This is a genomic window from Paenibacillus sp. UASWS1643 (genome assembly GCF_008693195.1).
GTDB classification, from domain to species: domain Bacteria; phylum Bacillota; class Bacilli; order Paenibacillales; family Paenibacillaceae; genus Paenibacillus; species Paenibacillus amylolyticus_B.
Genome location: NZ_VXKZ01000090.1, coordinates 51,308 through 71,365 on the forward strand (window position 1 = coordinate 51,308; position 20,058 = coordinate 71,365).

The 20,058-nt window shown below is 44.6% G+C and carries 19 protein-coding genes and 2 pseudogenes; all 21 read left to right on the forward strand.

Features of this window, described 5'->3' with window-relative positions; translation table 11 throughout:
- The first annotated feature begins 9 nt into the window (after positions 1-9).
- Positions 10-4,824 (forward strand): RHS repeat-associated core domain-containing protein, encoded by a 4,815-nt coding sequence (locus tag FE296_RS03080; protein WP_150364198.1) that lies wholly within the window; start codon positions 10-12, stop codon positions 4,822-4,824.
- 15 nt (positions 4,825-4,839) lie between these two features.
- Complete coding sequence (locus FE296_RS03085) at positions 4,840-5,244, forward strand: hypothetical protein (protein WP_150364199.1); 405 nt, start codon at positions 4,840-4,842, stop codon at positions 5,242-5,244.
- A gap of 469 nt (positions 5,245-5,713) precedes the next feature.
- Entirely contained in the window at positions 5,714-6,070 is a 357-nt protein-coding gene (locus FE296_RS33165) for an RHS repeat-associated core domain-containing protein (RefSeq protein ID WP_223868743.1), read from the forward strand.
- Positions 6,071-6,083: 13 nt separating this feature from the next.
- Positions 6,084-6,551 (forward strand): hypothetical protein, encoded by a 468-nt coding sequence (locus FE296_RS33170; protein WP_223868744.1) that lies wholly within the window; start codon positions 6,084-6,086, stop codon positions 6,549-6,551.
- Positions 6,552-6,563: 12 nt separating this feature from the next.
- Positions 6,564-6,815 carry a hypothetical protein gene (locus FE296_RS03095; RefSeq protein WP_039871677.1) on the forward strand — a complete coding sequence of 84 codons (252 nt, stop codon included), beginning with the start codon at positions 6,564-6,566 and terminating at the stop codon, positions 6,813-6,815.
- A 332-nt stretch (positions 6,816-7,147) separates the two neighbouring features.
- Positions 7,148-7,399, forward strand: coding sequence for a hypothetical protein (locus FE296_RS33175; RefSeq protein ID WP_150364200.1), 252 nt, complete (start codon positions 7,148-7,150; stop codon positions 7,397-7,399).
- A gap of 15 nt (positions 7,400-7,414) precedes the next feature.
- Positions 7,415-8,107: pseudogene (locus tag FE296_RS03105) on the forward strand (RHS repeat-associated core domain-containing protein); the annotation flags it as partial.
- Positions 8,108-8,109: 2 nt separating this feature from the next.
- Positions 8,110-8,637 (forward strand): hypothetical protein, encoded by a 528-nt coding sequence (locus tag FE296_RS03110; protein WP_150364202.1) that lies wholly within the window; start codon positions 8,110-8,112, stop codon positions 8,635-8,637.
- A 196-nt stretch (positions 8,638-8,833) separates the two neighbouring features.
- Positions 8,834-9,187 carry a hypothetical protein gene (locus FE296_RS03115; RefSeq protein WP_150364203.1) on the forward strand — a complete coding sequence of 118 codons (354 nt, stop codon included), beginning with the start codon at positions 8,834-8,836 and terminating at the stop codon, positions 9,185-9,187.
- Between the two features lie 2 nt (positions 9,188-9,189).
- Positions 9,190-9,315, forward strand: a complete 126-nt coding sequence (locus FE296_RS33180; RefSeq protein ID WP_223868745.1) for a helix-turn-helix domain-containing protein — start codon at positions 9,190-9,192, stop codon at positions 9,313-9,315.
- A 371-nt stretch (positions 9,316-9,686) separates the two neighbouring features.
- Positions 9,687-10,382 carry an RHS repeat domain-containing protein gene (locus tag FE296_RS03120; RefSeq protein WP_223868746.1) on the forward strand — a complete coding sequence of 232 codons (696 nt, stop codon included), beginning with the start codon at positions 9,687-9,689 and terminating at the stop codon, positions 10,380-10,382.
- Positions 10,367-11,518, forward strand: a complete 1,152-nt coding sequence (locus FE296_RS03125; RefSeq protein ID WP_150364205.1) for an RHS repeat domain-containing protein — start codon at positions 10,367-10,369, stop codon at positions 11,516-11,518. The genes FE296_RS03120 and FE296_RS03125 overlap by 16 nt, the downstream gene beginning before the upstream one ends.
- A 25-nt stretch (positions 11,519-11,543) precedes the next feature.
- Entirely contained in the window at positions 11,544-11,942 is a 399-nt protein-coding gene (locus FE296_RS03130; protein WP_150364206.1) for a hypothetical protein, read from the forward strand.
- 291 nt (positions 11,943-12,233) lie between these two features.
- Complete coding sequence (locus FE296_RS03135; RefSeq protein ID WP_223868747.1) at positions 12,234-13,019, forward strand: RHS repeat-associated core domain-containing protein; 786 nt, start codon at positions 12,234-12,236, stop codon at positions 13,017-13,019.
- 250 nt (positions 13,020-13,269) lie between these two features.
- On the forward strand, positions 13,270-13,548 hold the full coding sequence (locus tag FE296_RS03140) for a hypothetical protein (protein WP_223868748.1): 279 nt from the start codon (positions 13,270-13,272) through the stop codon (positions 13,546-13,548).
- A complete protein-coding gene (locus FE296_RS33185; protein ID WP_223868749.1) occupies positions 13,545-13,682 on the forward strand; it encodes a hypothetical protein in 138 nt (45 codons plus the stop codon). Before FE296_RS03140 ends, FE296_RS33185 begins: the two co-directional genes overlap by 4 nt.
- A 962-nt stretch (positions 13,683-14,644) precedes the next feature.
- On the forward strand, positions 14,645-15,892 hold the full coding sequence (locus FE296_RS03145) for an S-layer homology domain-containing protein (protein WP_150364208.1): 1,248 nt from the start codon (positions 14,645-14,647) through the stop codon (positions 15,890-15,892).
- A gap of 32 nt (positions 15,893-15,924) precedes the next feature.
- Complete coding sequence (locus FE296_RS33190) at positions 15,925-16,461, forward strand: hypothetical protein (protein WP_223868750.1); 537 nt, start codon at positions 15,925-15,927, stop codon at positions 16,459-16,461.
- A gap of 222 nt (positions 16,462-16,683) precedes the next feature.
- Positions 16,684-19,401: a DUF5704 domain-containing protein gene (locus tag FE296_RS03150; protein WP_223868752.1), complete on the forward strand. Its 2,718-nt coding sequence runs from the start codon at positions 16,684-16,686 to the stop codon at positions 19,399-19,401.
- A 176-nt stretch (positions 19,402-19,577) separates the two neighbouring features.
- Entirely contained in the window at positions 19,578-19,886 is a 309-nt protein-coding gene (locus FE296_RS03155; RefSeq protein ID WP_223868751.1) for a hypothetical protein, read from the forward strand.
- A pseudogene (locus FE296_RS33195) lies at positions 19,876-20,058 on the forward strand (lipase family protein); the annotation flags it as partial. The gene FE296_RS03155 and the pseudogene FE296_RS33195, both read left to right, overlap by 11 nt.

Genomic DNA, 20,058 nt, shown 5'->3' on the forward strand with positions numbered 1-20,058 from the left:
GGAAGCAATGTGAAATTGGAAGTCAGCCTATCCGACCTGAAGCGGACCTCAAAAAGTCTGAACGGAGCCGCGGATGAGATGGGGGATCTGCGTGCGGACCTGAATCGGTCCATGAACAGTCTAAGTTATAAAACTCTCAGCCAAGGTGGGGTACAAAGTACATTCACCCACCTGATGCGGGAACTGGACGGCTTGCAAACCAAGCTGGAACTGTTGTCGGAATTGACCCGCCGCAAACGAGAAGAATATGAACAAGCGGATCGGGAGGGCAAAAAATTCAACTGGGGGAAGCTGGCGAGCTTCCTCACCTTTGCATTGGGGACGGTGCTGGATTTCTTGCCTGTCGTTGGCAATGTGAAAGGGATCATCGAGGCCATCACTGGCCGGGATCTGCTCACGGGAGAGAAACTAGCCTGGTATGAGCGTGGTCTTGCCGTGCTGGGACCGCTGGGGAAAGGGGCCAATAAAGCGGCTTCGCTCTTTAAATATGCGGATGAAGCCATGGATCTGACCGGGAAAGCGGTGAAGCATGCGGACGACGCCGTAGATGCAGCAAAAACCGTCGGTCGCAACGCCGATGATGCGATCGATGCGATCCCGACCAGCCCCAACAAGGCGGGAGTACCCGGGAACTCGACCCGAGAAGCCGGGGAGGATATTGCTGGAGCAACGCCGAAGTCGACCAAGGCAGGCGAAGCCCCCGCAGGCTCTAGGGATACAGGTGACGCGCCGATGACCAGTAACAAACCCACGGGCAAAGCAGACGATGCGCCAAGCGATGCCGGGTCCACACGACACGATACGGGACTCACCGATGCCGAGAAGGCAGCGGCAGCAGCAGGTACGGCGGCAGGAACGGGATCTGCAGCGGCCGCTTCAATGATGAAGAAGACACCCGGAGGTAACGCTCCGAAAGGCGTAGATGCGCCAGGGGCGCCTAAGTCGAAGGATATCGATTCTTCGTCGCAATCTCCCTCTACAGGGCGAACCACCGAAACGCAGAATCCTCAAAAATCACATGCAGAAAGTAAAGTGGAGGACCCGATTCACGCAGCGACCGGTCATCAGTTTATGAATCACCGTCTGCTGACGCTGCACGGAGCAGCCGACTGGCCCTTCACCCTAATCTACCATTCGGGACTGTTGCAGCGGGGAGAACTTGGCCCGGCTTGGACGCATCAATATGGATTACGTTTGGATTTGAGTCCAAAAGACTTCCAGACTACCTTTGAAGCTAGAGATGTATATCAACCCATCGTAGATGTTTGCTGGACGCCGGGACGGAAAAACCGATTTACGCACCAAGGGGACGGCTGTTACCGCAGTGATGACCTGGATGTGAACCATGACGAGCTGAGCTACACCGAGCAGGGTTGGCGCTATACAGCCCGTAGTCCGCGCGAGATGTACCAATTCGATCTCAATGGCGTACTACTTCGTCACACCAACAAGGACGGATTGTCACTTGATCTGGTCTATGATGAAGAAGGAAAACTCCAGCAGTTGCAGGACCGGGTCACGGGACGTGTGCTGACACTGGACTACACCGCGGAAGGAAACCTTGCCGCGGTCAGGGATGCCTTGCGTGAAGCGACATTTGGTTATGATAGCGCAGGATTTCTGGTGCGTCTAACCGAACCGGACGGTACAATCACAGAAATGACCCATGACGGCGAAGGGCGTCTGATGTCGTTGAGCGAAGCCGGCGTTGTTCAGTTTACCAATACCTATGACGAGAAGTACCGAATCATTGCGCAAACCGACCCATCCGGTGTAGCGGGGCGGATGGCGTATGATACCGAGAGTCATCCGGGTCAGACGTGGACCACTGTGACCAATCGGCTGGGTCAGGCGCGCATCCTCGTGCATGATGACGCCTTACAGCTTCTCGAAGTGCATGCCGAAGCTGGCGGTATAACTCGATACACCTACACGTCACAAGGGCAGATGGCCAGTGTCACCAACCCATTGGGCGAAACGACGACGTATGTCTACGATGAAGAGGGACATCTGATCCGGGAAATTGACCCACTGGGTCATGAAACGGAATATCATTACACTGCGCACCACCAAGTTGCGCGTGAAACCGATGCCGAAGGTGGCGTAACTACCTACCAGTACGATGAACAACAACGACTGGCCGAAGTGACCCGTCCAGATGGTAGTACAGCCAAGTGGACCTATACCGAAACCGGACAAACCGCCACGTATCAGGACTTCACGGGAGCCATCTGGACCTATGCCTACAGCGAGACAGGTGAACTGCAGCATACGCTGGATCCGGAAGGTCGACGTTTACAGATTGGCTGGGATGAAGCAGGCCGACTAGTCGAACTGAAGGATGCAGCCGGAAGTGTGAGCCGCCGGAGCTACGATGGTGCAGATCGCCTGACCTCCGTCACCGACCCGCTGGGCCTCATGTGGCAGACCGTGTATGATGCCAGTGGGCAGCGCATTCGGGAGACCCGTCCGTCTGGGGCCTCCATGCAGTATACGTATACGCCGAACGGGGAAGTGGCAACCATCACCGATGCGCTCGGTCACACCCGGCAGTATACTTATGATGTCGAAAACAGGCTGATTGCCGAGACGAATGCACTGGGCGAAACCACTCAGCTCTCCTATGATAACGCAGGTCGATTGCAGACCGTGACCGATGCATTAGGACACGTTACGCGGTATGAGTACGATGGTGCAGGTCGTCTAGTCTCCGTCATCGATGGCGAAGGTCGGACGGTCCAGCAACTGATCTATGATGCCGCAGGTCGTCCCGTGGCATGGCAGGATGGACTCGGTCACAGGACGCGGCTGCGGTTCAATGCCCTCCATCAACGCATTGAAGATACTGACGCGGATGGCCATACCCGCCATTATCGCTACGATGCCGCGCACCGCCTGACCGAAGTCATTCAAGGCGAAGGGTCAGATGAAGTGATCTATCGTCAGACATGGGATGGGGAAGACCGCAATACGAGTTATACCGATGCCAGTGGAAACGAGACCCGTCTAACCTATGACCGCAGCGGTCGCTTGCTGCAGGAAACGAATGCGGCAGGCGCACGGACGGCATATAGGTATGATGAACGCGGCTGGTTAAGTGCCAAGCTGGATGCCAAGGGACAGGAAACTCGGTATGCGTATGATGCCGCGGGCCGCCTGATCCGTGCCACGGATGAAGCAGGCGAAATCGTGCTGACCTACACGCCGGATGGACAGGTGACCCGTGTGCTGGAAGCCGAGCAGCATGAGGAACGAACCTACGATACAGCAGGCCGATTACTTACCCGAACCGATGGATTTGGACACCTGCTGCAATATGCGTATGATGCCGCCGGCCGGATGACGGCACTGACCTATCCGGATGGCAAAGTGGTGCAGTATCGCTACCAAGCCACGGGTGAACTGGCTGAAGTGAAGGACTGGAACGGCCGCCTGACCCGGTACCGCTATGATGCAAGCGGGAAGCTCATCGAGACTCGGCGCCCGAACGGCAGCCAGGAGCAACGGGAGTATGATGCCGCGGGCCAACTGACTCGCCTGACAGATACGAGCGGACAGGGCATTCGTTTACAGCAATTCAAGTACGCATACAGCCCAAGCGGCTTGCTGCTGAAGGAAGAGAATAAACAGTACACGTACGATACCTTGAAACGCCTAAGCAGTGGCGCAGAGCCTGGCCGTATTGTACACTACACGTATGACCCGTCAGGCAACCTGACGAGTGAAAAGGTCGGGGTGTCTGAACCCGTTGGCAATTTGCTGATACAGCAGCAGTTACACTACACCTGGGACAATCGCCTACAACGGGTAGGGGACTATCCCGTAGAGATAGATGCGAATGGTAACCTCCTGTATGCCACGGATGGCAGCACCGCTTCCGCTTATGAATACGATGCCCGTAACCGACTGGTGAAGGCAGGCAAGCTGAAATATCGGTACAATCCGCAGGGAGACCGGATTGAACTCGCGCAGCGAGGGCAAGTGACCCGCTATGTGATCGACGATGCGCATGAACTGAGCCGGGTGCTGATGGAGCTGGACGAGGAAGGGCATGTGAAATCCCGTTACATCTATGGTCTGGGGCTAATCGGACGTGAAGATGCCGACGGAACCTATCTGAGTTACCACTACGATCTACGTGGCAGTACGACGTTGCTAACGGACGAGAAGAATCAGGTGACGGACCGCTATACGTATGGATTGTATGGTGAACTGGAGCAACATGAAGGATTAACCCAGCAGCCGTTTGCGTATAATGGTCGAGATGGGGTTATGACGGATGTCAACGGATTGTATTACATGCGAGCACGGTACTATGATCCGAAGCTGAAGCGTTTCCTGAACCGGGACGTCATCCGCGGGGAGATTCAGGACGGACAGACCTTTAACCGCTATGGGTATGTCAACGGGAATCCGGTAAGCTACATTGACCCGTTGGGGTTGATGAAGTGTGAGACTGGGGGGAAGAGTAAAAATGATGATTTTGCTAAAGAGCCATTTTTACCAGAGGATTATTATAAAAATAACTATGCCCCTCAACAAGGGACACCAAATACACGAATGGATTTTAATCGACTGGGTTCTAGCGGACAGATTGAGTATTCTAGAGTTATTTATGACAAGGCAGGGAAACAAAAATATAGAGTGGATTATAGTAATCATGGTAATAGTCTCCACCATACGAATCCTCATATGCATGAATTTATTTATGAAGACGCAGGGAAAAGTGTTAAAGAAATCAAATACTTCTTGGATAAAAGTAATGGGAGGTTGAGAAAAGGGAAGATTAATAAAAAAACAAATCAAATTGAGTTTATTGATTAAGTAGGAGGTTCAAAAATGAATTTTATAGAAAACTACGAAAAAATTACTGGTAAATTAAATGAATTAGGATCTTGGAGCTATGAAGGTATAATAGGAGTGGAATACAGTATTAATATTGATGGTTTGGACTCCTCTTCATCGACTTTAGAACTTACCTTCTTTGTAGCACTAATAAAAAGTAACCAGAGGTTTAAGCTTAAATTTAAGTATTATAATGTTTCTGATTTAACTCTAAGAAAGGTAACAAATATAAATCTTACCGACAGTTTAATTATTCATGATCAGAAAGCGCTTGGATGGGAAAACAGCAATAGATATCATGTCCATGATGACAGTGGTTATGGTGAAAATGATGGATTTAATCAAATAGAATTTTATTGTAGTTCAATAGAAGCAATATCTCTAGAAGATTTTTATTAATTCTTTTAAGAGAGATCATGACCTTGATGGCTTCTGGCCTCAAGGTCATTTCTTTTAGAAGGATTTAGTGATGAATGAATCGAGAAACTAACTTTTCATTTAACTACATATTATTCTGCTCATACTTGCTTACTAATTGACAATAAAGAGAAACTGTAAGAGTACATATTGAAAACGTGCAATGTAAAGTATATAAATGGACCGGATTATTACAAACCCGACTATCCCAAAATTGTACTATGGTTCCCATGATAGATGGGGCGCATTGGTAGAAGTAAAAAAAATTATTAATTGTCAAAATTGTTATAGCTACAGCGGGTAGGGGACTATCCCGTCGAGATGGATGCTAACCGCAATCTGCTGTATGCGACCGATGGCAGCACCGCTTCTGCCTACGAATATGATGTTCGCAACCGTCTGGTGAAGGCAGGAAAACTGAAGTATCGGTACAACTCACAAGGGGACCGAATTGAACTGGCGCAGCGAGGGCAATGTGAAGGCACGGTACGTGTATGGGCTCGGATTGATTGGAAGAGAAGATGCAGAAGGAACCTATCTAAGTTACCACTACGATATGCGCGGCAGTACAACTTTGCTGACGGATGAACAGAACCGGGTGATGGATCGCTATACATATGGATTATATGGCGAACTGGAGCAGCATGAAGGAGCAACCCAGCAGCCATTTGCGTATAATGGTCGGGACGGGGTTATGACGGATGTCAACGGATTGTATTACATGCGAGCACGGTACTATGATCCAAAGCTGAAGCGGTTTGAACCGAGATGTGATCCGTGGAGAAATTCAGGATGGGCTGACATTTAACCGATATGCCTACGTGAACGGGAATCCGGTGAGTTACATTGATCCACTGGGGTTGATGAAGTGTGGGACTGAGGGAGCGGGTAATATTCAGACTGGAGGTCGTAATAACCTCTCAGTAGATGAATATTTCCGTCAAGAAGCTGAAGCATCGAAAATGTATGATAGTATAAGAGCATCAACTTCAGATGTTCAGGGGATTTCAAAGAATACAGGAATTGCAGAAAGCCGGATACAACGCATCAAAGACCATGTATTTAATAATGAGCATATCAAGTCAAGCGGAAATGGAAGGTTTGACCCTGATTATGAAATTGCTCAAGCATGGACTAGATTACAGCAAGGAACTTACAATACGAAAGATATTGATTTATTGAATCATGAATTGTTTGAATCAAGGTTTGAAGGTATATTTAAGACAAATTATGAAACGGCTCACGACGCCGCTGTCAGGTCAGGTCGTCCGTGGGAAATAGGAGATTAGAGGTGATTATAAATGGGAGCTTTTGTCTTACTCTTGAAAGACTACGAAGATGAATCAGTTGTGATTTATAGATTCGGTCCTAAAGAAGATATAATGGGAAAGATTCAATTAAACAAAGAAACTAGAATGTTTGCCGAACTGGAACCGATTAACAACCAAAACCATTCAAATCAATTTTACTTCGATAGAGCGGCTCAAAGAATGGCGAGATGTCTAGTTAAGGAGGGCGGTGTATTTCCTGAGAAATTGACATTTGAATCCTAAGGAGTAGAACCTTGATTGGCTTCGTGCCTTTCAAGGTTTCTTTTTTAGGTGGGGTTACCAGTGCCCAATGACTCTATCATTCAACACCATAATTGATCTGCTTTTTGTTATGTTCGCTTTCTCACCGATTTTTCAAAATCATTCACAACTGTAAATTATGTTTCCTGATGGATGTAGTGCTAGAAACATTGCATTTAAATTGCAGGATAGTTTGACGAATATATTGCGAGGCTGTATCTGAGCCATGTTTACAAGGAATCATGCAACGAATTTGACAGTAGTTAAGATATTTATTGTGTACGGATAATCTGGTGACGACCAGTTGAGGGCAAGTGACCCGCTATGTCATCGACGATGCACATGAACTGAGCCGGGTGCTGATGGAGATGGACGGGGAAGGGAATGTGAAATCCCGTTACATCTATGGTCTGGGACTCATCGGACGTGAAGATGCCTACGGAACGTATCTGAGTTACCACTATGATCTGCGAGGCAGTACGACGTTGCTAACGGACGAGCAGAACCGGGTGACGGACCGTTATACGTATGGATTATATGGCGAACTGGAGCAACATGAAGGATAAACCCAGCAGCCGTTTGCGTATAATGGTCGAGATGGAGTCATGACGGATGCCAACGGACTGTATTACATGCGTGCACGGTACTATGATCCAAAGCTGAAGCGGTTCTTGAACCGAGATGTGATTCGTGGAGAGATTCAGGATGGGCAGACGTTTAACCGATATGCGTATGTGAACGGGAACCCGGTAAGTTATATTGATCCGCTGGGGTTGAGTAAGTGGGAAACAAAGTCTGAGGGTGCGAGTAAAGGTGATGTACCACGGATACCATCCGATGAAGAGTTACTAAGTTCTGTTAGTGAGTGGTCTAATATGCAGAAATCAATAGCACCGTCAAATAGAAAAAGGGATCTTTTTAATACGGCCACTCTAGCTTACGATGCAAAAACAGGTAATTACTATTATGGTATGAACAAAGGAGTGGATCTAAGTGGAGATGTGAAAAATACAGTGTTATTTGGAAACAAAAATCAAGTTGGGATATTGCCTAAAAATTCTCTCAATGATTATAAGGTAGGAAATTGTTCAGAAGTAGATGCAATTAACCAAGCATTGAATCAGAATGCGAAATTAAATGACTTATATTTAGTTACGATCGAAACAACACGTTCATCTTTTGGAAAAACAAGATTGGCTTGTGAAAATTGTACAAGCACTTTCAAGGGGACGGTTGCTGATGCTATAACGGGTTGGACTAAAGGAGAGAAGTAGACATGGATATGGAGCAATTTAAATATATATCGTTGAGAGGTAGGGTAGCATATGGGATAAGCTGTTTTGAAAACATAATTTTAACTCTCAAATATGATGTTAATGATTGGAAGCTTGTATTGAACTATTTATGGGAATTTACTAGTACTCAATATTTAGATGATTGGAATGAAGTTGTAGTTGAATTAATTCCTGAAAATTTGCTGGAGTTTCAAACTTATGAAGAACATGAGTTTGAGAGATTGAGTAAAGATGAATTTCTATATTTATTTAAATTATATCAATATATTGATAGATCGATAAATACTTCAATTAGAGATATTTATGAATTAGGTATTAGCCATGCTTATTCTGTAATTGAAGGATATGGTGAAAATAGTTTGAATTCATTGCAGAAGATTATCAATTTTATGAACCACAGTAATTTCCCTTTACCAGATATTCAGTCATTTTTGATTTACTCTATTAAAGAAAATAGAGGATGGGGCGATAAGTTTGACGGTACAAAAGTATCGAAAATAATAAATTAGTTGATTTTATAGTATGTGTTTGTTTTTATTATCTTATCATCAGTTATAAATTAGGCTATATTACGAAAATAAAAAAATACCACAATATGCGCTTAGAGCTTTGGACTGACCCCATAACGTGAGACAAATCAAAACACCTTTAAGAGAATGAAACCTTGTCGTAAGATAAGGAGATCATCTTGGAGGTGTTTTTGTAATGGCAACAAGAGTGAGTTATCCCGTGGAATTAAAGATGAAAGCCATAGAAATGAGATTGGAAGAGGTACCCGTGAAAGAGGTTATGGATCAGCTCGAAATACGAAATAAGTCACAATTAAAAACGTGGATGATATGGTATCGAAAAGGAGAATTACATCCCTTAGATCAACCGGTTGGTAAGCAATATAGCTATGGAAGAGGTCCAGAACACAAGACAGAACTCGAAAAAGTAAAAGCAGAAAACCGATTTTTGAAACAGCAACTGGATCTGCTGAAAAAGTACAATAAACTCGAAAAGAGGTGGAAGCAAAAGTCGTTATCGCTTGGGTCGAGTCCATTCGAAAAGAAGTGACGATGTCTGAGGCTTGTGCATGGCTTGGAATTGCTCGAGCGACCTACTACCGCTGGAAGACAGCTTGGGAGAGCAAGTGTCCAGATCCGATGGTCGTGAAAGTAGTTCAGCTTTGTACTCAGCACTAGTTCCGGTATGGATTCGAAAAACACTGCCTTGCTTCGGATTGAAAGTCCCATAAATCATAAACGAATACAGCGAATTATGCAGTACGAGGTTTTACAATGTCGAGTGAGAATGAAAAAATGAAAGAACACGGGGCAACCTGCAAAACCTGCGGAACATCTACTATAGTGCAAATTTCATGCAGAAACTCCTTTGCAAAAACAGGTGACCGACATAGGCTCATCCCAATAATGAAAATACCTTTGAATGGCTTTTAAACACCATTCAAAGGTTTCTTAGTTTTGATTCTATACATGACCGCATCGAACTCGCACAGCGTGGCCAAGTGACTCTCTACGCCATTGACGATGCGCCTGAACTGAGCCGAGTGCTAATGGAACTGAATGGCGAGGGAAATGTGAAGGCACGGTACATCTATGGTCTGGGACTAATCGGACGTGAAGATGCCGACGGAACGTATCTGAGTTACCATTATGACCTGCGAGGCAGTACCACCTTGCTGACGGATGAACGTAACCAGGTGACGGATCGCTATACGTACGGACTATATGGGGAACTGGAGCAACATGAAGGATTAACCCAGCAGCCGTTTGCGTATAATGGTCGAGACGGGGTCATGACGGATGCCAACGGACTGTATTACATGCGGGCGCGGTATTATGATCCGAAGTTGAAACGGTTCCTGAATCGAGATGTGATTCGTGGAGAGATTCAGGACGGGCAGACATTTAACCGATATGCGTATGTAAACGGGAATCCAGTGAGCTACATTGATCCGCTGGGGTTGATGAAGTGTGAGACCGAGATAACTCTTAAATATGATAGTGAAATGCCAAAACGTGAATTTGAGAAAAAGGCTAGTAAGTTAAAGGAACTATGTGATCAAGGTCTATTATACAAAGCACAAAACCCTGTATCAAGGGAACCTGCAGTTACAAGACAATATCGACAAGATATGATAAAAAGAATCTGGAATCAGTATGGACAGAATAACCCGGAGTTTGGAAAAAAACTAATAGATAGAGTAACAAAACGTATGCAACCAGATCATGTATGGGAGCTACAATAGGGACATCTGAAACGGAATCCACGAGTGTTTCGCCAACGCAGCATCTGCACTACACCTGGGATAACCGGCTTCAGCGAGTAGGAGACTATCCCGTAGAAATGGATGCGAACGGGAATCTGCTGTATGCAACGGATGGCAGCACCGCTTCCGCTTACGAATACGATGCCCGAAACCGTTTGGTGAAGGCTGGCAAGCTGAAATATCGGTACAACCTTCAGGGTGACCGGATTGAACTCGCCCAGCGAGGGCAAATCACCCGCTATGTCATTGACGATGCGCATGAACTGAGCCGGGTGCTGATGGAGCTGGACGGCGAGGGCAATGTGAAGTCCCGATACATCTATGGACTGGGGCTAATCGGACGCGAAGATGCAGATGGAATGTATCTGAGCTACCACTACGATCTGCGCGGCAGTACAACTCTCCTGACAGACGAACAGAACCGGGTGAAGGATCGTTATACGTACGGACTGTATGGCGAGCTGGAGCAGCATGAAGGCGTCACCTCGCAGCCGTTTGCGTATAATGGGCGAGATGGGGTCATGACCGATGCCAATGGACTGTATTACATGCGGGCGCGGTACTATGATCCGAAGCTGAAGCGTTTCCTGAACCGGGACGTCATTCGCGGGGAGATTCAGGACGGACAGACCTTTAACCGATATGCGTATGTCAACGGGAACCCGGTAAGTTATATTGACCCGTTGGGGTTGATGAAGTGTGACACTGGGGTGACGGGTAATGGTGATAATGCGTACAAGGATGATTTTGCTAAAGAGCCATTTTTACCAGATGAGTACTATCAAGGTAAGAATGGTAAGCCAGGTAAAAATATTGCACCAATTCAAGGGACACCAGGAGAACGAATGGATTTCAGTAGATTAGGTTCAAGTGGAGAGGTAGAGAGATCTATAGTGATATATGATCTAGGGGGTAAACAAAAATATAGAGTTGATTTTAGCGATCATGGTAATACACTTCATCACCCTAACCCCCCACATTTACATGAGTACACATATCAAGACGCTGGGAAAAGTATAAAAGAAAAAATACTGTATACTCTAGATACCTCTACAGGTAGAATGAGAAAAAGCGAAATTGATCCGAAATTAAATGAAATTGTTTATGTCGACTGAGATTTGGAGGTGTCAATAGTATATTATGATAAATGAAGAATTAATTCTAAACACATTTAAGGATTCTTGGGTATATAATAGAATTATAAAAGTAGTTTATGGTGTTGAGGAAGATTTTGACAATGATTTTGTTGGGAATCTTGATCTGACTTTCAAAGTAACTCTTTTAAGTTCAATGGAACCTTTTAAACTAAAAATTCGATATCATGAAATAAATGATCTGACAATTCACAAAGCCTTAACTTTTCCATTAACCAAAGGTCTGATTATTCGAGATTTGAAAAAAGAAGGGATTGTAAGTTGGCAAGAATACCATGTATATGATGATAGCGGGTATGGTGAAAACGATGGATTTCAATTCATTGATTTCTATTGTAAGGCTATTGAAGTAATTTCTGTAAAAAAATTCTATGAATTAGATTAAGTATGTTTTAAGAAAATAGTATGTAAGTTCTGATTTTTACCAGGCATTCATCATCTAGTTAGAAATGTAGATTACAAATCGCCTGTTCTTCTATCTGATGATCTTAAAGAGGTGTTGGAAAGAAATAATATTAAAGGGGTTCAATTTACTTAGAGTTAAAAACCTTGACTGGCTTTCCGCCTTTCAAGGTTTTTTTATTTTTTGAAATATTTATGTTTAAACATTTGAAAATTGTAAGCCACAGATGCAAATACCGCTTCCGCTTACGAATACGATGCCCGAAACCGTCTGGTGAAGGCAGGCAAGCTGAAGTATCGGTACAACCCGCAGGGAGACCGGATTGAACTCGCGCAGCGAGGGCAAGTGACCCGCTATGTCATCGACGATGCGCATGAATTGAGCCGGGTGTTGATGGAGATGGACGGGGAAGGGAATGTAAAATCCCGTTACATCTATGGTCTGGGGTTAATCGGACGCGAAGATGCCGACGGAACGTATCTGAGTTACCATTATGATCTGCGTGGTAGTACGACGTTGCTAACGGACGAGCAGTACCGGGTGACGGACCGTTATACGTATGGATTATATGGCGAACTGGAGCAACATGAAGGATTGACCCAGCAGCCGTTTGCGTATAATGGTCGAGATGGGGTCATGACGGATGTCAACGGCCTATATTACATGCGAGCACGGTACTATGATCCGAAGCTGAAACGGTTCCTGAACCGGGATGTGATTCGCGGAGAGATTCAGGACGGGCAGACGTTTAACCGATATGCGTATGTGAACGGAAATCCGGCTAGTTACATTGATCCATTGGGGTTGATGAAGTGTGAGACTGAGGGGACGGGGACCAGTGGAAAACCGACTAAAAATTTGGGAGCGGATACTCTACAGGAAAATTTAGTACAGCGAGGGGTTACACCTAGCGAAGTCAAATCAATTGAAGCAGGTAATGGTATTCAAAAGTCTTCTCCAGCACATAAAACCACCCCAACGCAACATGTTGGAGGAACGAAGCATTCTAGAGATCCTTGGACGTCAACAACAAGAAATAGTGATACTGCTAATTATTAAGCATCTCATGATGGTTCAGGAAGTAAATTACCAGTACCTAATCCAGTAGTTACAATTGACTTAAACAAAATTGATCGCAGTAACATAGTAGATGTTTCTACTCCTCAAAAGGCAAGTGAAATCTTAACAACTCCTTTCACTAGAAATGCTGCGGCAGCTGATCAAGAGGTCTTAATTAAAGGAAATATTCCGCCAGCAGCCATAATAGCTTATATAAAAAAAAAATTTAGTAATAGGAGATTGAATAATTATGACTAAAAAAGAAGCTCTAGAGTTATTAAGTTATCATTCTGGGCGTAATTCGGATATTTATAACGAAAAATGGCAAAGTGGATTTTTAGGAATGCTAAGACCGTTTACTGGAAGGTTGTCAGATGGTAATTTCATAGAAATAATGGAATGTTTGAAAGTCTTAACTTCAGATTTTAAAAATAAAGAGCTTAATCATGATTTAATTTCCGATTTATGGGGAATACAGTACTATTCTAACATGTGGGTTGAAAAAGGGGGAATGTTAGAAACAGAATGACAGAGGAACAAAAACAATTAATTAAAAAATGGACTGGCATAATATCTTATGCTGTTATATGTTTACTTGAAAATAGCGAAGAAGCATTTTATGAGTACGAAGAATATCTTGAGGAAAACTCGAAAGGAAATTAGAAGGGATTAAGTTAAGTAAGCAGGACAAAAGGTCAACATTTAAGTTCCATTGTAAAATAAACGTACTTGGGCTAATTATTATTGAGGGGAAATGAGAATTATAGTAACACTGTTGAGGTATTAGATAAAACTAAATCAGAGATATAGCTACAATTAAAGGAACGGATACTGAATCTTAATAATTAATCAATTAATTTTAACTCTACGATTACAAAAATAAATTTTCAAAGTATCATTGCTTGCTCTTAATTGAGTTATCTCGTTACATCGTGCAGGTTGATCATGGTTAGATTTCACTATGATTAACCTGTTTTTGTTATCTTATTTTTCAAAGAATACCCAATACCAACATGTGAATCAGCCAAGAGCAGCTGGAGGATGACGAGGTGGGCTAATTAAATGGTCTGACGAATACGAACGTATCGGGAATTCGTTTATAGCAATTCAAGTAGGAGTAGTCCAAGAATCTACTACTGCAGAAAGAGAACTAAAAGTACACGTATGATAAGTTGAAGTACCTGGCATTGGCGCCCAGCCGGACCGTGTTGTACAACTATGACTCGCCGGACGACCTGACGATCGAACGTTTAGTTACCTCCGAAGTGGAAATGGTGGACAATTCGCCCATGCAGATCCTGCACTATACATGGGACAGTCCATTTTACTTAGGGTTATCAATTATTTGATTCAATAGACCTATATTTTTTGAGTCTGTAGTGGTAAAATATTCATATAAATGGCATTTTTGATAGGATCTTAGGTTATAGGTGTCCTAGGCATAAGATAACTTTTTGAAACTACCGAAGGTCTTAAAGAAAAACGAATTATATCCATATTATCGAGGTGATAAACAAGTATCAGTGAAGGTGAAAATATAAAAGGAAGCAAACAGCAGACTTAATAAATGTACATAAGTATGAAGAGATCAAGAGAGAAAAAATAAAAATTGGAGCGTGAAAGATTTGAAAAAAGTAACACAACTCATATTAAGCGGTGCATTGGTAATTGGAATATTTCCTTTCACCGGAAACACCAGTCAAGCAGCAGTTACCTCATTTAAAGATGTGCCTACGAGCCATTGGGCGAAAGCATCGATCGATGCAGCGGTAGCAAAAGGTTATTTCAAAGGATATAGTGACGGTACATTTAAGCCTGGAGCGACAGTAACACGTGCGGAATTTGCAGCATTGCTAGCCCGAGTGGCTAAAGGGACGCCGGAAACGGAGCAAGCTAATGTGTTTAAGGATTTGACTGGGCATTGGAGTGAGGTAGAAGTTAATCGTGCGGTAACCTTTGGTTTTCTGAAGTCTTCGGATTATCCGAATGGGTTTAAGCCGGGCACGGCTTTGACGCGAGAGGAGATGGCAAAGTGGCTCAGCTCAGGACTTGCAGCGCAAAATGAAGATTACAAGCAAGCGCTGAAGGATACAGAGAATACGCTAGTGCCTGTGGCAGAATATTACAAGGGCGGGTTGAAGAAAGCAGCCTATCCTTACGTCTCGATCGTATTAGGAACTGGATTGATGGACGGGTACCCAGACGGTACGTTTGGTCCGGGGAAAACAACCACACGAGCAGAGGCAGCAGTTATTTTATCCCGTTACGAACAGGTACAGAAGAGCAAGGCAACGTCGTATAGAGATCTGAATGAAATGCGCGAGGTAGGTCTGACGGGAAGCAATCTGACTACAGCTACACCATACGAGTATTTCACAAGAGAGGATGGGACCGCAGAAAGCTTTGATCGTGTAATTGGAAAAAAAGTAAATCTACGCAATAATCTAGGAACTATAACTGCCCATCGCATGATTGTGGCTGATGCACAAACCAAGACTACGATTCGAAACTTATATGGAAAATTATTTATTGATAAGGATTATCGATACCCCTTACGTGATAGTTATTATGAAGCTTTTATGGAAGTAACGGTGACTCCAAATGGAAACAATTTAAGAAATCTAGCATTTATTCAAGCAGTGGGAGATATTTTTACAACAGTCGGGAATTTTAGCAGCGGGACTAAAGAAAAATATGGAATCAACAATTTGCCAGTAGAGGAGTATGTTGATTCAGGATTTTTTAAAAAAGGAGTTCCTCGCACGTTTTGGATGAAGTTCTATCTTAGAAGATCAGCAGGCACGTCTGTGAGCCAATCCATGTTGGCATTTGTAGTTGATAAACAAACTAGTACTTTCTTCAGAATTCCATGAACAATGTAATTAGAGGATTAAAGAGAGGCTTATTGTTTTTTTTCTTAATTAGTCCATTACTTATTACAGCTACAACGGAAAACACTGTAATTGCAGCTGATGATGTAGCCAAGATATTAAAAAAAATTGTTGTCAGTCCAGATCTGGAAGATCGGAAAGATTTGGAAGACTTTGCTGCACCTGTAGCTCTTCCTGAGGGACCAACGGGTTATCAAAAAGTGGTTAGAATCTTTGAAGGGGTCAAAACAGCTAATCCAGGGGTGTACTGGTACCAGATTGATAGTCTCAAGTGGATTGCAGAAACGTCTTTTGGAAATATTCCAGCGAACTATGTTGAGGACGGAGACAAGTATGCACCTGTGAAAACATCAGTTCGAGATCAAATTCAGATGGCAAATAATCCGGTGTATGTGCCTGATAAGTATATAGATCAAACTAAAGCTCAAGTGGCTTCGGATGTTGCCATCCCTAGCCCACATATTGTGAAAGTAGAGACAACGGAAGTACAAGGCTGGAACTCCCTTATTACCAATCTCGAACTGGATTCTACAAAGAAAATAGTAACCTAAACTTCGGATACAGGAAAAAAAGATTCGGATTTATATGTACAGGAATACACAAAAGAGTATGGGAAAAATCCCAGTGGAAAAATCAAGTACAGTACCTTATATTTAACGCCTTTAAATATAACATGGCGAAGTAAGTGGACGGAGCAGAAAAAAATTCGACTTACAGGTACTCAGCGATTAAAAAAAGATGAAGAAGCCAATCTCAAAGGTGAAGTGGCTACGATGAGTCATGGAGCTAAGCAATTTGGCAACTGGGTAGATATCTCCACTCGTTCGGGTGTGGAATGGAAATCAGATCAGGAAGGTATCGTTGAAGTGAACCCAAGTGGAAAGATTAAAGGCGTAAGCCCGGGAACCGCTACAATTTCTGTACGTTGGAAAAGCGACGATTCATATAAATACGATCTTATAGCTTACTTAAAAGTCACGGTGGGTGATGGGACAGCCCCACCAGGGGGAGTCGCAGGCTGTACATATACCATCAATCCACCGAATGAGGTAGCCGCACCCGAAACTGCGTTTATGGAACCAGGGGCCCAAGGGCATATTCTGGCGGATGATCCAACGAACGGCATTCATTTTGATGCCACGCGCGGGATCCCGACTTCGGAGCACTTGTATGCCAATACGTGGGCGATGAATTATCTGTTCCAGCATACCTTTGGCAAACAGCAAGGTACCATAACCTATGATTGTACCGCGGAACTTACATATGCCCGGACCTGGAAAGTGAAGCAGCCTAACCTGCCAGGACCGAATGGTACGTCTATCCCGCAACCCGATACCGAGGATTCGGATACGGTCGATGTGACGTACAGGTTCAGCTTTGACCGAAACTATAGCTATTGGAACATCAATAACGTCGAACTGTATTCGATTGAGCAGGCTAAAATGGAAAACTATGCTCTCCCGGATGGAAGCCGGATTACACTCTGGCCTCAGGGATATACACCGCCGGAGCTAGAGATGGAACATGACGAAGATGTGGAGATCCATGTCATGCCGCAGGAAACGGGTGAGATCAGCTACGTTCCCGAGGTGTTGGCGAGTTCTGGGTATACACCCTTACCTGTTCCGAATGATGAGGGATTATTAAAAGGCATGGCCGAGGGTCAAACGGGTCCACCCGATGTGAAAAATGATGCATTGGACTTTACCTGGGAGGGTTCAACGACAAACGTCATGGATGGCAGCACGGTGGTTGAAAATGGACCGGATCCGACACAAATCCCGGCACCAACGAAGATCGGCTCGTATAAAAATACCGGGGAGCAGGTGCTGTATGAAGATCGGTTGTTGATTCCCCGGACACTATTGAATAAAGCGGATACGGAGTCCACAGGGGAAATCCAATATGCCCTCCATCCAACGACCTTGGGAGGTAGTGGAGGAAAAACCTTCCCAATCGATCCGATCAACACTGTCACCGTCCATACCCCAGTCGTGAACTACTCGCTCGTATCGGATGATCAGCCTCATAACCAGAAAACGGTGCCGAACATGAACCGGTCCGCGCTTATTTTGGAGCGACCGTTCACGGTTCGCATCCCGACCAGCGGACAGCATCTGGATGCAGGGTCCTACCCGGGATATGGAGATCGGGATTACGCTAAATATTATCGGATTAAACAAGTCCGGTTTCCTTTTGACGTGTACAGTGCTGATCGAGCGCAATTTTATCCACGAAATACGTGGATCGATATCCAAGTACCGGTACTGGATACGACCTTCTATCTGCCCGTGTGGGTAGATGAAGGAGACTACCAGGTGGAATTCCGGAATATTGCTGAAAATGCCCCGTCGCATTTCAGTACCGAGCCGGAGATTGATGCCCAGCCCGATGCCAACACAGATCTGTACTACCACGCCGCTTCGGACGAAGTCTCCGTAGAGGTCATTGGGCGACTATATGACTTTGAGATTACCGATATCGCCGACTATAACTGGGAACTGGTCTTCCGCCGTTTCAAAAATAGCCTTGCGCCGACCTGGATCAGTTACTGGACCGGCACGCAGGATATCGATGGAGACAAGCGGGGTAACAAACCCCAGTTTACTGTCCCAATTCGCCCGGGCAGTCACCCCCTGCAAGGGTACCAGAATGTGGCGGTGAAAACGGGATACCACTTCAAGTTTGACTTTAAAACGAAAGGCAACATGTTCGGCCCACGAGATGGCATTCGTCTCACGCCAACCTTTGACTTTGTGAGTAAGGATGGCCGTACACGTGTGCCGGTGGATCTGTATTACTCCACCAACCAACGGAACTTTATTCGCATCGGTTCGACAGAAGATCAAGTGAAGCGGTTCGTGATTTTGAACGATCGGCTACGTCAAGTTCCGTCCGAACAACTACGAGATACAGCGACGTACAAATACAACCGATATGGTGAAATCCACCCGGGGATGATGAGTGAACGAGCGTACCAGGAGTATCACCGAGACAAATTCACGAAAATGAAGACACCCGTAGGCGGATACAGCCTACTGCTTATGCCAGAGCAATTGCGAACGTTTATCGGTCCGAAAACGAATATTCCCACGACCGCCAGCGCCGATGTCCTCCGTGCGAATGCAGCCATTCAACAATGGTACGGGGAATACAGTCTACCCGCCGAACCATATGTAGTGCAAGCGGGAACGAACTTGGCTGAGTATGGACGTACGCATGGCGGATTGGATGCTAAATCGCCAATCTTCCTGAAGGATGGGTATATCGTGGTTAACTTCAACTTTGAGTCCATTCGGGAGGGAAATCTCGCGGCACCGCATCTGCAATATATCCATGCCCCGCTGATGAATCAATGGTTGCTAGAAGGATTCCAACGTAAGGTAGAGGATAGCTACGGAAACAGCTTTACGTTGCGTGACGGAGACGTGGTCTTTTACCATGCGGATCGCTCCAGCCGGGATGATTTCAGTGCACAGGTACCGCATTAAAGAACACGCAAGGTAGTTTTATTGATTAGATCTTGATAGAAGAAATCCTTTTACCAGAGGATTTCTTCTATCTATTTACAAATAGATCCATAAAGTGAGGGATGGTTGTGTCCCGGATGACAAAAATAATTACGTTTACCATAATGATAGTTTTCATTTTAGGAGGGTGTTCAAGAGTGGATACAAAAGATAAAGATCAAGAAATTATAGATCGTTCGGAGTCCATTGCCATTCAGTATTTGAAAGAAACATATGGCTTGGATGTGACAATTACAGAAAAGAAAATTTTGCCTAAAATGGCGATGAGTTGGGTTACCGTATCTGGACATGTAACAGATCATGAGAATCTTATCTTCAGTGTGTCAGTTGATTACGATTCGAATGAAAAGGAATCTTTCAGTTTTAATACAGAATTAGAAGAGTTTTTAATTAATAAGGGTTATGATCCATATATTAGAGATAGAGGTGGAGATAGTGGGAAATAGGGATATTAGTAATCTAACCTATAAAAAAATGTCGAGCGAAGCATACAATGATTTTAAGACGAATAAAATAGATAGTCTTCCAGGTTGGGAAATAATAGACCAGAAACATAATTCATCCGGTATGGATGCAGTGACCTTTTATAATCCTGATACGAAACAAGCCGTCGTTGCT

Coding starts and splice junctions, on each gene's coding strand:
- FE296_RS03085 (WP_150364199.1), top strand. CDS start 4,840: ATGAATTTTATAGAAAACTACGAAAAAATTACTGGTAAATTAAATGAA.
- FE296_RS03095 (WP_039871677.1), top strand. CDS start 6,564: ATGGGAGCTTTTGTCTTACTCTTGAAAGACTACGAAGATGAATCAGTT.
- FE296_RS03110 (WP_150364202.1), top strand. CDS start 8,110: ATGGATATGGAGCAATTTAAATATATATCGTTGAGAGGTAGGGTAGCA.
- FE296_RS03115 (WP_150364203.1), top strand. CDS start 8,834: ATGGCAACAAGAGTGAGTTATCCCGTGGAATTAAAGATGAAAGCCATA.
- FE296_RS33180 (WP_223868745.1), top strand. CDS start 9,190: ATGTCTGAGGCTTGTGCATGGCTTGGAATTGCTCGAGCGACCTACTAC.
- FE296_RS03120 (WP_223868746.1), top strand. CDS start 9,687: ATGGAACTGAATGGCGAGGGAAATGTGAAGGCACGGTACATCTATGGT.
- FE296_RS03125 (WP_150364205.1), top strand. CDS start 10,367: ATGGGAGCTACAATAGGGACATCTGAAACGGAATCCACGAGTGTTTCG.
- FE296_RS03130 (WP_150364206.1), top strand. CDS start 11,544: ATGATAAATGAAGAATTAATTCTAAACACATTTAAGGATTCTTGGGTA.
- FE296_RS03140 (WP_223868748.1), top strand. CDS start 13,270: ATGACTAAAAAAGAAGCTCTAGAGTTATTAAGTTATCATTCTGGGCGT.
- FE296_RS33185 (WP_223868749.1), top strand. CDS start 13,545: ATGACAGAGGAACAAAAACAATTAATTAAAAAATGGACTGGCATAATA.
- FE296_RS03150 (WP_223868752.1), top strand. CDS start 16,684: ATGAGTCATGGAGCTAAGCAATTTGGCAACTGGGTAGATATCTCCACT.